Genomic DNA, 13,669 nt, shown 5'->3' with positions numbered 1-13,669 from the left:
GCGAAGCCCCGTCGTTAACCAGCTGGGCGCCCATGTTCTCGAAGCGATCTTTCAGCTCGATTTCTTTGGCAACGGACACGCCGTCCTTGGTGATGGTCGGAGCGCCGTAGCTCTTCTCGATGATCACGTTACGGCCTTTCGGGCCGAGGGTGGCTTTAACTGCGTCAGCCAGGACGTTCACACCGGCGAGCATTTTCTTACGGGCGGAGTCGCCGAATTTAACTTCTTTAGCAGCCATGATGGTTATTCCTTAATTCGTTCGATAAACGCAATTCGTAGTAACGAGGCGCTGCAATCAGCCTTCAACCACAGCCAGGATTTCGCTTTCGCTCATCACCAGCAGGTCTTCGCCGTCAACCTTGACGGTGTTGCTGCCGGAGTAAGGGCCGAACACCACTTTGTCACCGACTTTAACGGCCAGGGCACGCACTTCGCCGTTGTCCAGCACGCGGCCGGTACCTACAGCGAGGATTTCACCGCTGTTGGCTTTTTCGGCAGCCGAACCCGGCAGCACGATGCCACCCGCAGTTTTCTTTTCTTCTTCGCTGCGACGGATTACGACGCGGTCATGCAGAGGACGAAGCTTCATTGTCGATCTCTCCCAATAGGTGGTTTACAGCGGCCGGCGTTTTCACCGGCGGGTTAGCAAAGTCCGGCGGAGCCGGTAGCGTTGTGCCAGGCACAACGCTGAAGTCTGATCTGCCGAAACCGACAGAAAACCTTGCGGTGACCGGTACATAAGGGCGAACAAGACGATTTCAAGGGTAGCCGTTGATTTTTTTATGGCCTGCCATCCATGGCGGCCACCCTGCGGGCCGTCGCTGCGCGACGTTAAAAATGACTCCAGGTCATTTTTTATGGCCTGCCATGCGTGGTAGCCACCCGGCGGGCCGTTGCTGTGCAACGTTAAAAATGAGTGCCAGGGATTTTTGCGAGCCGCGAGTCAGTCGCGGCGCTCGTACTCGCCTTCCAGCACCTGGGGCCGGGCTTGTCCTGAGCTGGCGGCCTGATCATCGAAAAACGCCCGCTGGCGCATGGCCTGCTCGGCCGCGCGCAGACGCACCTTATTGACCAGCAAACGGCGGGTGAAGGGGATCAGGCAGAACAGACCGAAGATATCGCTGATAAAGCCCGGCAGCAGCAACAGGCCACCACCGACGGCGATCAGCAGGCCCTCGAGCATCTCCTGCTCGGGCAATTCGCCCCGAGCCAGGCGCTCGCGGGCCCGCCAGGCGGTGGCCACACCGGCCACGCGCAGCAAGATGCTGCCGAGTATTGCGGTGCCTATCACCAACAACAGGGTGGGCAACAGGCCAATGGCGCTGCCGACTTGGATCAGCAAGGCCAGCTCGATAATGGGAAACAGTAAAAACATAAACAGAAAAGCACGCATCAAAGGTTCCTTCGGGTGAAAGTCGCGTAGCGACGCCTTCCTTATGCCCTTCTCCCTACGGGAGAAGGTGGCGTATAGCGCCGGATGAGGGGGCGGGCATGCCCGACAGCGGAAGAACAGCTTCCAATAAGAGGGAAATATGGGGTATTGCGCTGAATTCAAGCTGAAACGGCACCGCCGGTCGGCCACTCAGACGCTCGCGCCAGCTGCACCAAGGCCTGCCGCACCTCGACAGGACTGTTACAGGATGTGGGGAAGGCCAGCCAATGCAGGCCCTGGCCGATACGCAGGTGGAAACCTTCGCTGTCGATGCCGACCAGCTCGGCCGGGGCATGAGTTGGCAGGCCCGCCAGTTCGACATAATGGGCGATGGCGCTGGCATGGTCGCTGTTCATATGCTCGAGCATGCTGGCTTCGCTCTCGCCGGCAAAGGGATTGGCCAGCGCCACTGCGTCCAGCCAGTGAATGGCGCCAAAACCGCCGATATAGCGCCAACGCACCGGCTCCAGCCGCCAAAAATCGAAGTCATGCACAAGGTGGTGATTCTGCGAACCGGGGAAATAGCGGTAATAACGCGCCGCAGCGGCCTCGATCTGCGCTTCGTCACACAATTGTCGCGCTTGCGCGAGCAGAGTAAGGCGACCGACGGCCTGCACATCCTCGGCGCCGCGCTCGCCGACCAACAGTGAGCATTTGCCGTCCTGCTTGAGGTTATGGGTGTGCTGGGCGATACGGCTGATCAGAATCAGCGGCCAGCCCTGGGCATCCAGGCAGTAGGGCACCACTGATCCGAAAGGAAAGCCCGGCATGGCTTGCGAATGGGTGGAGAGCACCCCGCGGTATTCCTTGAGCAGCAATTCTCGGGCATGCTTGCCGGCTTTCACGCTCACCTTATGACTCCTTGCTTAGAATCCGTCACTAACGGACAGGCGCCTAGGTTACCGCGCCAGCGAGGTCACACGACACCATTTGAGGGGATTCGCGATGCAGCTTAAAGATAAAGTCATCATCATCACGGGCGGCTGTCAGGGTCTGGGCCGCGCCATGGCCGAGTACCTGGCGGACAAAGGGGCCAAGCTGGCCCTGGTCGACCTGAACCAGGAAAAACTCGATGAAACCGTGGCCGCCTGCCAGGCCCAGGGCGTGGAAGCACGTTCCTACCTGTGCAACGTCGCCAATGAAGAACAGGTGATCCAGACCGTGGCGCAGATTGCCGACGACTTCGGTGCGATCAACGGCCTGGTGAACAACGCCGGGATCCTGCGCGATGGCCTGACCATCAAGGTCAAGGACGGCGAAATCACCAAGCTGAGCCTGGCCCAGTGGCAGGCGGTGATCGACGTCAACCTGACCGGCGTGTTCCTCTGCACCCGCGAAGTGGCGGCGAAGATGATCGAGCTGAAGAGCGAAGGGGCGATCATCAACATCTCCTCGATCTCCCGCGCCGGCAATATCGGCCAGGCCAACTACTCCGCGGCCAAGGCCGGCGTCGCCGCCGACACCGTGGTCTGGGCCAAGGAACTGGCGCGCTACGGCATCCGTGTCGCCGGCGTGGCACCGGGCTTTATCGAGACCGAGATGGTCGCCAGCATGAAGCCCGAAGCCCTGGAGAAAATGACTTCCGGCATCCCGCTGCGGCGTATGGGCAAACCGGCCGAGATCGCTCACTCGGTGGCCTATATCCTGGAAAACGACTATTACACCGGTCGTATCCTGGAGCTGGACGGTGGCCTGCGCCTCTGATCCGCATCGATCTGCTGCGCGTCGGCCATCCTGCGTTGAAAACGACCTCGGGCTGCTCATTTACAACCCGTAAACTCCGCGCCCTCGGTCGTTTTCGCCTTGCCTGGCTCTAGCTCGCGAGATCGAGAATGCTGAAAGAAAGAAGCCCCGCATGCGGGGCTTCTTTATGTGGGTGCGGCTTACCAACCAACGCCAAACCCCAGGCTGTAGTGGGTTTCGTCCAGTTCGCCCTCGGAACCGCTGACCAGGTCCTTCTCCGCCTTCATATTCAGCGAGGCCCAATCGGTCAGCTTGTAGCGCAGCCCTACGGCGGCATCCAGGGTGTAATCGGCGACATTGGCCAGGGGCTTGCCCACCTCGCCATCGCTGAACAACTCGACGCTCTTGCCGACCAGGTAGCGGTTGTAGGCCCACTTGGTGCTTAGCGCGTAAAAGTTATCGCTCGCGCCATTGGCATATTCGTAGTCGCTGCGGTTAAGCAGACCGGCCATGGAGAAGGCCCCCAGCTCGTTGTCCCAGAACTGGTAACCCGGCCCCGTACCGAGGGTACGCTGGCGCCGCAGGTCTTCGACCCGGTCGCGCTTGTACTCGAGGCGCCCCTGCCAGAACCAATGCTTATCGAAGAAACGGTCGAGGGCATATTCGGCATTCCAATGATCCGTGGTCACCAGGTCGTCCTGGAACTCGCGGTTGTAGCCGGCTTGCGCGTTGTGTCGCCACAGGCCGTGGCGCGCCTCGCTCTTGAGGTCGATATCGTAATTGTCGGTATCGCGTTCGGCCCGCTTGTAATCCAGCGCGGCGTCGATATTGCCCTTCAACGTCAAGTCTTCCACCAGCGGCTTGGGCTTGAGAATCTGCTGGATACTGGCCAACTCGATGGTCTTGGGTGCCTCGCCATTGGCCACTATCACCTTGCCAGGCTCGGCGGCGTGCAACGACTTGGTCCGCTCGCCGACTGTCGCGCTTTCCTTGATCAGCAGCTCCTGGTCGCTATCCAGGGTGACGATCTGGTTCCAATCCAGGGCGATGGCGCCGCCGTAATCGGTCTGCAGCAGCAGTTTGCCGCCGTCATAGAACTTGATAGTGCCGCTCAGGCGATCACCATTCTTCAACCAAACGGTATCCGCCAGCAGCGGCGTAGCGGCAAGGGACAGGGCCAGGCACAGCAGGGTCTTGGAAAACATAAGGGGAGCTTGAGCATCTCAGGTTCGCAGAGGGCCGCGCATTATCCGCAAGCGCGGCAGCAGAACAAGCACAGACCGACAGAATGGCCGCGAGTTCCTGCCGTCCCGGCCGCTGCCAGCAGATGACGCGACCTCGCTGCACGCTGATAATGGCGCGTGCAGCGCCGCGACAGGTGCAACGGGCCGCCAAGCAGGGAGACGCGCCAGATGATCACTCGCCAACAGCCCCCATCCGCGCCGGATGACACGGAGGCCGCGCCGTCCCCACCCGAGGAGAGCCAGGCCGCACGCCGCGAAGCGCTCTATATAACGCTGGCGCAGGTACCGGCGGGCAAGGTGCTCAGTTACGGCCAGTTGGCGGAACTGGCCGGCCTCGGCCGCGCCGCGCGCTGGGTGGGCCGCAGCCTAAGCCAGCTGCCCACGGGCAGCAGCCTGCCCTGGCACCGGATTATCGCCGCCAACGGCCGGCTCAGCCTGCCGGCCCACACCCCCTCGGGCGACGAGCAACGGGCGCGCTTAGGCGCCGAAGGCATAGCCATCCATAACGATCGTGTGGATATCCGACGGTACGGCTGGCGCCCGATGGAGCACAGCGGTTAGAGTGCGCCCTTTATTAGGTCAAACTCAGGCTGATACCCGCTCAATGCCCCGTAAAAGCTGGCGCGATGCCATTGCCGCCTACTCCAGCCCCGCCACCCTGGTGCTGCTGCTCCTCGGGTTCGCCGCCGGCCTGCCCTATATGCTGGTGTTCTCCACCCTGTCGGTCTGGTTGCGCGAAGCCGGCGTGGCGCGCGACACCATAGGTTTCGCCAGCCTGATCGGCCTGGCCTACGCCTTCAAATGGGTCTGGTCGCCGCTGCTCGACCAGTGGCGCCTGCCACTGCTGGGCGGCCTGGGGCGCCGCCGCTCCTGGCTGGTGCTGGCGCAGATCCTGATCGCCATCGGCCTGGCCGGCATGGCGCTGTGCGACCCGCAAACCCATCTGACCTGGTTGATTTCCCTGGCGGTGCTGGTGGCCTTCGCCTCCGCCACCCAGGATATCGCCGTCGATGCCTACCGCCTGGAGATAGTCGAAGACACCCGCCAGGCCGCCTTGGCCGCCAGCTATATGGCCGGTTACCGGGTGGCCGCGCTGCTGGCCACCGCTGGCGCGCTGTATTTCGCCGAAGGTTTTGGCTCCACCGTGCAGTTCTACCAGCACGGCGCCTGGGCCGGCACCTACCTGGTCTTCGCCCTGTTGATGCTGCCAGGCCTGTTGACCAGCCTGTGGATGCGCGAGCCGTCGGTGCCACTGAAAACCCAGCTGGCCGCCGCCCGCTACGGCTTCAGCCACCAGATCGCCTCGGTGCTGGTGCTGATCGTCCTGCTGATTTCAGTGCCGGCGATGTTCACCCAGTTCTACCGCACGGATTTCGCCAGCCTGCTCAGCGGTGAAGCCAGCCTGCTCGACCTGCTGCTGGAAGACCGCGCCTTTCTGCGCGCCCTGCTCTACACCATCCTCAGCAGCCTGTGCCTGTCGTCCATGGGTCGCCGCGGCCTGGCCCCGGTGCTGACGCCGGTCAACGACTTCATCCTGCGCTACCGCTGGCAGGCCTTTCTGCTGCTGGGCCTGATCGCCACCTATCGCATGTCGGACACAGTCATGGGGGTGATGGCCAACGTCTTCTATATCGACCAGGGCTTTACCAAGGACCAGATCGCCAGCGTCAGCAAGCTGTTCGGCCTGGTCATGACCCTGGTTGGCGCCGGCGTCGGCGGCCTGCTGATAGTGCGCTTCGGCATCTTGCCGATCCTGTTTATCGGCGGCGCCGCCTCGGCCGCGACCAACCTGCTGTTTCTGCTACTCGCCGGCATGGGCGCGGACCTGCAGATGCTGATTCTGACCATTTCCGCCGACAACTTCAGCGCCGGCCTGGCCACGGCGGCGTTCGTCGCCTACCTGTCGAGCCTGACCAACCTGAAATTCTCCGCGACCCAGTACGCCTTGCTCAGCTCTATCATGCTGTTGCTGCCCCGAATGATCGGCGGTTACTCTGGGGTGATGGTGGAAAAGCTCGGCTATGCCGAGTTCTTCCTGATCACCGCCCTACTGGGTGTGCCGACCCTGGTCCTGATCATTCTGCAATGGCGCCGCGAACGCCCGCAGACCAATGGCTCCGCCCCGGCAGCGACACCAGAACAACCATAAAAATAAGTTCAGTGCTGTGCCCCATAGAAAGTCAGCAGCACTGACTCGGGGTCTGCATATAGGTAAGAGGGCAATCCATGACCGCGATATTGCATTCTATTTCCCCCCCCACAGACCTTGATGCCTGGTGGCAGCTGCAAGGCGAATGGGTGGAAGAGCCCAACGACAGGCGCGGTGGCTTCAGCGGGGTCCAGCGCATCACCCAGGACGGCCGCCTGCTCTACGCCAAGCGGCAAACCGGGCATATCTATCGCAGCCTGCTGCATCCTTTCGGTCGCCCAACCGTGCTGCGTGAGCGCGATGCCCTGCTGGGTGCACGCAAGGCCGGGGTCACAGTACCCGAGATAGTCTTTTGCGCAGCCGAGCAAGGCCAGCAAGGCTGGCGCGCCCTGCTGGTCACCGAAGCGCTCGAGGGCTTCGCGCCCATCGAAGACTGGTATGCCAGCAACAGCCGCGAACAATCCGGCGAGGCCTTGTATCAGCAACTGTTGCAGCAGGTCGCCATCAGCCTGGCCCACCTGCACAAGGCACGCTGGCAGCATGGCTGTATCTATATCAAGCACGTCTTCGTGCGGGTCAGCGGCGAGGGCGACAGCGCTCGCGCCGAGGTGGCGTTACTCGATCTGGAGAAATGCCGCAGGCGTCTGACCAGCAACCAGGCCGCCCTGCATGACATGCTGCAACTGCGTCGCCACTCGCCTTGGAGCCAGGCGGATTGGCAGACCCTGATCGGTTATTACCAAGTGGCCATGGGGCGGTCCTTCAAGCGCCTGTATAACGCAACGCGCGGCTAACCGGCGCTGAAAAAAACGCCACGGCAAGCCGTGGCGGTTCTAGTGCGACTAGCCGGCTGGCCACGCCGGACTGGCGGCAAGCCCCAGCTGCGCCCCATCAATCGCGGAAGTTGTTGTACTGCAGCGGCATGCCGAAATCCTTGGCGCGCAGGGCGGCGATGGCCTCCTGCAGGTCATCGCGCTTCTTGCCGGTGATACGCACTTGCTCACCCTGGATAGCGGCCTGCACCTTGAGTTTGCCGTCCTTGATATGGGCGACGATCTTCTTCGCCAGCTCTTTTTCGATGCCTTCGCGCAGAGTCACTTCCTGCTTGACGCTCTTGCCCGAGGGGTAGGCGTCCTTGAACTCCAGGCACTGCACATCGATCTTGCGCTTTACCAGGCTGAGCTTGAGAATCTCGACCATCTGCTCCAACTGAAAATCCGCGTCGGCCGTCAGGTTGACAGTTAGCTCTTTCAGTTCAAAGCTTCCTTTACCACGCAGGTCATAACGCCGCTCCAGCTCTTTGATGGCATTGTCGACTGCGTTGGTGACTTCATGTTTGTCCAGCTCGGACACCACATCGAACGAGGGCATGGATTCTCTCCTGGTAAACGGCGCAACCCGGGTCACGGTTGGGATACGCACGGCTTGACGGTTAAAAAACCCGACCATTATATAGCTGTAGCTACGAACACTGCCCGGCGATGTCCCGGGCCCATGTGATTTACCCAGCGAGCCTGCCCCATGCCTAACCCCCATCTGAGCATTCTGGTCGTGGATGACGCCAAGTTCTCCAGCGCCATGATCGGCCGGACCCTGAGCCAGGCCGGCTACCAGGATGTACGTTTTGCCAGCAGCGCCGCCGAAGCCATCAAACTGCTGGAGCAGCGCCCCGCCAGCGTCCTCCTGGCCGACTGGCTGATGCCCGAGATAAACGGCCTGGAACTCACCGAGCAAGTGCGCCAGTTCGATGAGATGACGCACCACTACACCTATGTGATCCTGCTGACCGGCAAGGAAGGTGAAAACGTCCTCGGCGAAGCCTTCGACAGCGGCGTCGACGACTTCATCAGCAAAGCGGCGATGAACGAACAGCTGGTACCGCGTATCTACGCCGCCGACCGGCTGTGCAACACCCTGCAGCGCCTACTGCAGGAGAACCGCCTGCTGACGGACAATATCGCCAGCCTGGAACAACGCAATCTGGTCGACCCGCTCACCGGCCTGGGCAATAACCGCTACCTGCAACAGAAGATGCTCGACAGCCTGCGCCAGGTTGAATCCCGCGGCGGCGCGCTGTGCTACCTGCTGATCGGCTTGCAGGATGTGCATGAACTGCACCAGCAGTATGGCGACGACTTCTATAACGAACTGCTCAGCGGCGTGGCCCGTCGCCTGCAGCAACTGGTGCGGCCGCTGGACATAGTGGTACGCCTGGACGAGGTGCATTTCGGCCTGATCGCCATGCTCGAAGATCTCCACGAGTGCTCGCCCAGCAGCTTCAAGCGCCTGCACGAAGGCATCAACCTCAAGGCCTTCAAGACCAGCGAAGGCTTTATCAGCCTCAAGGCCGGTATCAGTTTGATCGGCCTCGACAGCAAAGGCCTGCCTTGCACGCCGCAACGCCTGATCGAGCATGCCGCCAGGTTGCTGCCGGACTCCTACAGCAGCGGCCTGGTCACCGCCCTGCGCCTGCCGCTGCCGCGCTAAGCAGTCGGACCGATGAGCTGGCATATCCTCGGCGCCGGCAGCCTCGGCTGCCTGTGGGCCGTGCGCCTGGCCCGCGCCGGCGTGCCGGTGCAGCTGATACTGCGCGACCCGCAGCGCCTGCAGGCCTACCAAGAGGCCGGCGGCCTGTGCCTGGTCGAGCAGGACCAGGCGCGGCTGTATGCCATCCCCGGGCAAACCCTCGACAACCCAGAACCCATTCGGCGCCTGTTGCTGGCCTGCAAAGCCTATGACGCCGAAGCGGCGATTGCCGGCCTGGCCCCACGCCTGGCGGCGGGCGCCGAGTTGGTCCTGCTGCAGAATGGCCTGGGCAGCCAGGATGCGGTCGCCAACCTGGTCCCCCAGGCGCGCTGCATCTACGCCTCCAGCACCGAAGGCGCCTTTCGCCAGAAGGATTTCCAGGTGGTATTTGCCGGCCATGGCCATACCTGGCTGGGCGACCCGCTGAAGCTCGAGCCGCCGACCTGGCTGGCTGAGCTCAAGTCCAGCGGCATAGTGCATGACTGGAGCCTGGATATCCTCAGCCGGCTATGGCGCAAGCTGGCGCTGAATTGCGCGATCAATCCGCTGACGGTGCTCTACGACTGCCGCAACGGCGGCCTGCGCGAGCATCCGGCCGAGGTGGCCAGCCTGTGCAATGAACTGGGCGAACTGTTGCAGAGCTGCGGCCAGAGCCTGGCCGCCGAGGACCTGCATGGCGAGGTGCAGCGGGTGATTCAAGCCACCGCGGCGAATTACTCCTCCATGCACCAGGACGTCAGCCAGGGCCGGCGCACCGAGATCGCCTATTTGCTCGGCTACGCCTGCGCGGCCGCGCAACGCCATCGGCTGGTGCTGCCCCATCTGCAGGCGCTGCATAGCCGCCTGCTGGGCCACCTGCATGCACGCGGATTGCCCAGCCATTGAGCCGCGCGTTAACCTGCCTGCACTTCCGCCACCGCGACCCAGCCGCCCATGTCCATGCGTCAGCGCCTCGAAAACCTCCCGGTCGGCCGCAAACTGCTGGCCGCCTTGCTGGCCTTGCTCGCCACCGTGTTGCTGGTGGCCAACCTGGCGTTTATCAGCGCGGCCTACTGGATTTCCCAGGAGAGCGTGGCGCCCCAGGCCCTGCACACCCTCGGCCGGCTGATCGCCAGCCCGGCGCTGAGCCGTGAGGCGCTGAGCTCCGCCAGCGCCGCCGAGACCCTGCTCAAGCGCCTGGATGACTATGCGCCGCTGCGCGCGGCGGTGATCTACGACAGCCACGGCGTGAGCCTGGCGCAGCTGCAACGCGGCGAGCAGATAGAGCTGCCGCTGCATATCGAGCAGGTCGACTCCTGGCGCCATGGCGAATTTCGCATCAACCAGCTGGTCGAGCTGCCGCAGCGCAGCGGCCGCCCCGGTTTCTTGCTGCTGGTCGCCTCCAACGAGCTGCCCGGTATCTTCTATACCGGCACCCTGACCGCCAGCCTGGTGATTCTGGCGCTCAGCGTGGTGCTCTGGCTGATCGTCTCGCGCCAGGTGCGGCGCCTGATCACCCGTCCGATCCGCCGTCTGGAGGAACTCTCGCGTCAGGTCACCCGCGAGGAAAACTATGCCCTGCGTGCGCGGCGCGGCAATGCCGACGAAATCGGCAGCCTGGCCGATGCCTTCAACACCATGCTGGTACGCATCGAAGCCCGCGAACAGCAACTCAAGCGCGCCCGCGACGATGCTCAGGCGGCCTTCGACCACGCCCAGCATCTGGCCGAAGAAAGCCGCCACTCCAACCGCAAGCTGGAACTGGAAGTGCAGGTGCGCAGCAAGATCGAGAAGAAGCTCACCGGCTTCCAGAAATACCTCAACAGCATCATCGACTCCATGCCCTCGGCGCTGATCGCCCTCGACGAACAGCTCTATGTCACCCAGTGGAACCAGGAAGCCAGCGCCCTCTCCGGCACGCGTCTGGACGAGGCGTTGAACCAGCCGGTGTTTCTCGCCTTCCCGCCGCTCAAGGTCTTTCTGCCCCAGCTCAAGCGCAGCATGGAACAGCACCGGGTGGAGAAGATCGAGCGAGTCACCTGGGGCAGCGATGAAGAACCGCGCTACTTCGCCCTGACCTTCTACCCCTTGAGCGGCAGCGCCAGCGCCGGGCGCGGCGTGGTGATCCGCATCGATGACATCACCCAGCGCCTGAGCCTGGAAGAGATGATGGTGCAGTCGGAGAAGATGCTCTCGGTCGGCGGCCTGGCCGCCGGCATGGCCCACGAGATCAACAACCCCCTGGGGGCCATACTGCACAACGTACAGAACATCCGCCGCCGGCTGTCGCCGGAGCTGGAGAAGAACCGCGAACAGGCCGAACAGGCCGGCGTCTGCCTGCAGGCCATCGACCGTTACCTGCAGGCCCGGGAAATCCCCCGCCTGCTCGACGGCATCCAGCAGGCCGGCAGCCGCGCGGCGAAAATCGTCAGCCACATGCTCAACTTCAGTCGCCGCAGCGACCGCCAGCTGGCGCCCTGCCAGCTGCCGGCGCTGATCGACCAGGCGCTGGAAATCGCCGGCAACGACTTCGACCTGACGGAAAGCTTCGACTTCAAGAGCCTGCACATAATGCGCGAGTTCGCGGCCGACCTGCCGGCCGTACCCGGCACCGCCAACGAACTGGAACTGGTGCTGCTCAACCTGCTGAAAAACGCCGCGCAAGCCATCCACCAACGCGCCGACGCCAGCACGCCCGGGCAGATCATCCTGCGCATCCGGCTGGCCGCGCCCTGGGCGGAGATCCAGGTGGAAGACAACGGCGTCGGTATGTCCGAGGCGGTGCGCAAGCGCATCTTCGAGCCGTTCTTCACCACCAAGGAAGTCGGCCAGGGCACAGGGCTAGGCCTGTCGGTGTCCTACTTCATCATCACCAACAACCACAAAGGGCAGATGGAAGTGCAGTCCAAGCGCGGCCAAGGCACCTGCTTTACCCTGCGCCTGCCGCTGACTGTGGCCAGCCCCGACACGGGTCATTGAATATGGGTTATCGACTGTCGAAGATTTACACCCGCACCGGCGATGCCGGCGAAACCGGCCTGGCCGATGGGCGCCGGGTGAGCAAGGACCATCCACGGGTGGAGGCCATGGGCGAGGTGGACAGCCTCAACAGCCAGATCGGCTTGCTGCTGGCCGACCTGGCGGAGCAGGAGGCCATATGGCCGGGCCTCTGCGAGCTGATCGAGGTGCTCGCGCCCTGCCAGCATCGTCTGTTTGACCTCGGCGGTGAACTGGCGATGCCGGACTACCAGGCCCTGCAAAGCCCCGAAGTCGAGCGCCTGGAAGCGGCCATCGACCGTTGGAATGAGGAAGTCGGCCCCCTGGAGAATTTTATCCTGCCCGGCGGATCGCGCCTGGTCGCCCAGGCCCACGTCTGCCGTAGCCTGGCACGCAGCGCCGAACGCCGCTGCCAGCAACTGAATGCCGTGGAGCCGCTGCGCAGTGTGGGCCTGGCCTATATCAATCGGCTGTCCGACCTGCTGTTCGTCGCCGCGCGGCTGATCGCCAAGCGCCAGCAGACCAATGAAGTGCTCTGGCAGGCGGCGGAGAAGCAATAGGCGTAGCCCGGATGTAATCCGGGAGGGGAATCCCCGGATTACATCCGGGCTACGGCATCAAAACAGGCTGAGCTGGCTCTCGAAACAGCGCGGCTCGCCGGTCAGCGGGTCGATAAAGGCCAGGCCCCGGGCCAGCAGCTTGAGCGGCCGACTGTAGTCGTCTGGAGCATCGGGCGCGTCGCTGACCTCGGGGTAGAAGGGATCGTTGAGTATGGGCGCACCCAGGGCCGCCAGGTGCACGCGCAGCTGATGCTTCTTGCCGGTCACAGGGTAGAGCCGGTAAAGCCAGTGCCCGCCCAATTGCTGGGCTATTTCGATCCGGGTTTCGCTATTGGCCACACCGGCGACTTCCTGCATGCGAAAAAATGGCTCGCCGGCTGCCAGGCGGGTCTGCCGCAGCAGGGGAAAGTCCAAGCCCGGCAGGGCCGCCGCCAAGGCCTCGTAGCGCTTATGCATCTGCCGCTCGCGGAATAACGCCTGATACTGGCCACGGCTCTGCGGGTTGGTGGAGAACAGCACCAGCCCGGCCGTGTGCCTATCGATGCGGTGCAGCGGCACCAGGTCGGCATTGCTCAGCCGCTTGGCCAGGCGTGCCTGCAAGGTTTGCTCGACATATTCGCCGGCCGGCATCACCGGCAGAAAATGCGGCTTGTCGGCCACCAGCAGGTGCTCATCGACATGCAAGATCGTCTCGACAAAGGGAATCGGTGTCTCGGCCGCCACCTCGCGAAAATAGTGCACCTTAAGCCCGACCCGATAAGCCTGATCCGCCGCAATAGGCTGACCAGCGGCATCCAGCACCCGGCCCCGGGCCATGCGCTCCAGCCACAGCTCACGGCCAATGGCCGGGAAATGCGCGCACAGACAATCGAGCACAGTCGACCAATTGCCCTGGGGTAAATGCAGGGTACTGGGACGCATATTGGACGGCGAACGGGCTTGCACGGACATACACAGACTCAACACTAGGGCTTAACAGGCCGTTGAAAAACTACTGCGTTCGGCTATGCGGCGTTGAAATCGCCCTCGGAATGCTCATGTACAACTCGTACACTCCGCTTCCTTGGCCGATTTCGCCTTGCCTAGCCGTCGCTCGCTA

The 13,669-nt window shown here is 63.0% G+C and carries 15 protein-coding genes; 8 read left to right on the top strand and 7 right to left on the bottom strand.

Annotated elements, in window-relative coordinates; all coding sequences use genetic code 11:
- From Q8Q83_RS00810 to Q8Q83_RS00795, 4 genes are all read right to left on the bottom strand, one after another.
- Window positions 1-238 (bottom strand): TCP-1/cpn60 chaperonin family protein (locus Q8Q83_RS00810; RefSeq protein WP_305620280.1); only part of this gene is annotated, 238 nt, incomplete at its 3' end.
- 57 nt (window positions 239-295) lie between these two features.
- Window positions 296-589, bottom strand: coding sequence for a co-chaperone GroES (locus Q8Q83_RS00805; protein ID WP_296132517.1), 294 nt, complete (start codon window positions 587-589; stop codon window positions 296-298).
- A 354-nt stretch (window positions 590-943) separates the two neighbouring features.
- Window positions 944-1,393, bottom strand: a complete 450-nt coding sequence (locus tag Q8Q83_RS00800) for an FxsA family protein (RefSeq protein ID WP_305620275.1) — start codon at window positions 1,391-1,393, stop codon at window positions 944-946.
- Between the two features lie 158 nt (window positions 1,394-1,551).
- Entirely contained in the window at window positions 1,552-2,283 is a 732-nt protein-coding gene (locus Q8Q83_RS00795; protein ID WP_305620273.1) for a HugZ family protein, read from the bottom strand.
- Between the two features lie 94 nt (window positions 2,284-2,377).
- On the opposite strand from Q8Q83_RS00795, the gene Q8Q83_RS00790 reads away from it, so the two are divergent.
- Window positions 2,378-3,136 carry an SDR family oxidoreductase gene (locus tag Q8Q83_RS00790; RefSeq protein WP_305620271.1) on the top strand — a complete coding sequence of 253 codons (759 nt, stop codon included), beginning with the start codon at window positions 2,378-2,380 and terminating at the stop codon, window positions 3,134-3,136.
- Window positions 3,137-3,315: 179 nt separating this feature from the next.
- Here the strand turns inward: Q8Q83_RS00790 and Q8Q83_RS00785 are convergent, their stop codons facing one another.
- Window positions 3,316-4,320, bottom strand: a complete 1,005-nt coding sequence (locus tag Q8Q83_RS00785; protein ID WP_305620269.1) for a DUF481 domain-containing protein — start codon at window positions 4,318-4,320, stop codon at window positions 3,316-3,318.
- Window positions 4,321-4,527: 207 nt separating this feature from the next.
- Here Q8Q83_RS00785 and Q8Q83_RS00780 point away from each other — a divergent pair, with 207 nt between their 5' ends.
- From Q8Q83_RS00780 to Q8Q83_RS00770, 3 genes are all read left to right on the top strand, one after another.
- Window positions 4,528-4,920, top strand: a complete 393-nt coding sequence (locus Q8Q83_RS00780) for an MGMT family protein (RefSeq protein ID WP_305620267.1) — start codon at window positions 4,528-4,530, stop codon at window positions 4,918-4,920.
- A 43-nt stretch (window positions 4,921-4,963) separates the two neighbouring features.
- On the top strand, window positions 4,964-6,508 hold the full coding sequence (locus Q8Q83_RS00775; protein ID WP_305620265.1) for an AmpG family muropeptide MFS transporter: 1,545 nt from the start codon (window positions 4,964-4,966) through the stop codon (window positions 6,506-6,508).
- Window positions 6,509-6,585: 77 nt separating this feature from the next.
- On the top strand, window positions 6,586-7,302 hold the full coding sequence (locus Q8Q83_RS00770; protein ID WP_305620264.1) for a lipopolysaccharide kinase InaA family protein: 717 nt from the start codon (window positions 6,586-6,588) through the stop codon (window positions 7,300-7,302).
- 97 nt (window positions 7,303-7,399) lie between these two features.
- Here the strand turns inward: Q8Q83_RS00770 and Q8Q83_RS00765 are convergent, their stop codons facing one another.
- On the bottom strand, window positions 7,400-7,879 hold the full coding sequence (locus Q8Q83_RS00765; RefSeq protein WP_305620262.1) for a YajQ family cyclic di-GMP-binding protein: 480 nt from the start codon (window positions 7,877-7,879) through the stop codon (window positions 7,400-7,402).
- A gap of 150 nt (window positions 7,880-8,029) precedes the next feature.
- Here Q8Q83_RS00765 and Q8Q83_RS00760 point away from each other — a divergent pair, with 150 nt between their 5' ends.
- Genes Q8Q83_RS00760 through Q8Q83_RS00745 form a run of 4 tightly spaced genes read left to right on the top strand, consistent with a single transcriptional unit; the run spans window position 8,030 to window position 12,570 of the window.
- The gene (locus tag Q8Q83_RS00760) at window positions 8,030-8,995 is read left to right on the top strand and encodes a response regulator (RefSeq protein ID WP_305620260.1); all 966 of its coding nucleotides are present in this window, start codon (window positions 8,030-8,032) and stop codon (window positions 8,993-8,995) included.
- A gap of 12 nt (window positions 8,996-9,007) precedes the next feature.
- The gene (locus tag Q8Q83_RS00755; RefSeq protein ID WP_305620258.1) at window positions 9,008-9,919 is read left to right on the top strand and encodes a putative 2-dehydropantoate 2-reductase; all 912 of its coding nucleotides are present in this window, start codon (window positions 9,008-9,010) and stop codon (window positions 9,917-9,919) included.
- Window positions 9,920-9,967: 48 nt separating this feature from the next.
- Window positions 9,968-11,992, top strand: a complete 2,025-nt coding sequence (locus Q8Q83_RS00750; RefSeq protein ID WP_305620256.1) for an ATP-binding protein — start codon at window positions 9,968-9,970, stop codon at window positions 11,990-11,992.
- A gap of 2 nt (window positions 11,993-11,994) precedes the next feature.
- Window positions 11,995-12,570 carry a cob(I)yrinic acid a,c-diamide adenosyltransferase gene (locus Q8Q83_RS00745; protein WP_305620254.1) on the top strand — a complete coding sequence of 192 codons (576 nt, stop codon included), beginning with the start codon at window positions 11,995-11,997 and terminating at the stop codon, window positions 12,568-12,570.
- Window positions 12,571-12,627: 57 nt separating this feature from the next.
- Here Q8Q83_RS00745 and Q8Q83_RS00740 read toward each other — a convergent pair whose 3' ends face one another.
- Entirely contained in the window at window positions 12,628-13,521 is an 894-nt protein-coding gene (locus Q8Q83_RS00740; protein WP_305620252.1) for an RluA family pseudouridine synthase, read from the bottom strand.
- Window positions 13,522-13,669 lie beyond the last annotated feature (148 nt).

Origin of the sequence: Pseudomonas sp., from assembly GCF_030696055.1 — a bacterium.
Lineage (GTDB): Bacteria > Pseudomonadota > Gammaproteobacteria > Pseudomonadales > Pseudomonadaceae > Aquipseudomonas.
This window is presented reverse-complemented; position numbering and strand designations above follow the sequence as displayed.

Excerpts from the sequence above, each read along its gene's own strand:
- Q8Q83_RS00805 (WP_296132517.1), bottom strand. The coding sequence starts at position 589 with ATGAAGCTTCGTCCTCTGCATGACCGCGTCGTAATCCGTCGCAGCGAA.
- Q8Q83_RS00800 (WP_305620275.1), bottom strand. The coding sequence starts at position 1,393 with ATGCGTGCTTTTCTGTTTATGTTTTTACTGTTTCCCATTATCGAGCTG.
- Q8Q83_RS00790 (WP_305620271.1), top strand. The coding sequence starts at position 2,378 with ATGCAGCTTAAAGATAAAGTCATCATCATCACGGGCGGCTGTCAGGGT.
- Q8Q83_RS00785 (WP_305620269.1), bottom strand. The coding sequence starts at position 4,320 with ATGTTTTCCAAGACCCTGCTGTGCCTGGCCCTGTCCCTTGCCGCTACG.
- Q8Q83_RS00780 (WP_305620267.1), top strand. The coding sequence starts at position 4,528 with ATGATCACTCGCCAACAGCCCCCATCCGCGCCGGATGACACGGAGGCC.
- Q8Q83_RS00775 (WP_305620265.1), top strand. The coding sequence starts at position 4,964 with ATGCCCCGTAAAAGCTGGCGCGATGCCATTGCCGCCTACTCCAGCCCC.
- Q8Q83_RS00770 (WP_305620264.1), top strand. The coding sequence starts at position 6,586 with ATGACCGCGATATTGCATTCTATTTCCCCCCCCACAGACCTTGATGCC.
- Q8Q83_RS00765 (WP_305620262.1), bottom strand. The coding sequence starts at position 7,879 with ATGCCCTCGTTCGATGTGGTGTCCGAGCTGGACAAACATGAAGTCACC.
- Q8Q83_RS00760 (WP_305620260.1), top strand. The coding sequence starts at position 8,030 with ATGCCTAACCCCCATCTGAGCATTCTGGTCGTGGATGACGCCAAGTTC.
- Q8Q83_RS00755 (WP_305620258.1), top strand. The coding sequence starts at position 9,008 with ATGAGCTGGCATATCCTCGGCGCCGGCAGCCTCGGCTGCCTGTGGGCC.
- Q8Q83_RS00750 (WP_305620256.1), top strand. The coding sequence starts at position 9,968 with ATGTCCATGCGTCAGCGCCTCGAAAACCTCCCGGTCGGCCGCAAACTG.
- Q8Q83_RS00745 (WP_305620254.1), top strand. The coding sequence starts at position 11,995 with ATGGGTTATCGACTGTCGAAGATTTACACCCGCACCGGCGATGCCGGC.
- Q8Q83_RS00740 (WP_305620252.1), bottom strand. The coding sequence starts at position 13,521 with ATGTCCGTGCAAGCCCGTTCGCCGTCCAATATGCGTCCCAGTACCCTG.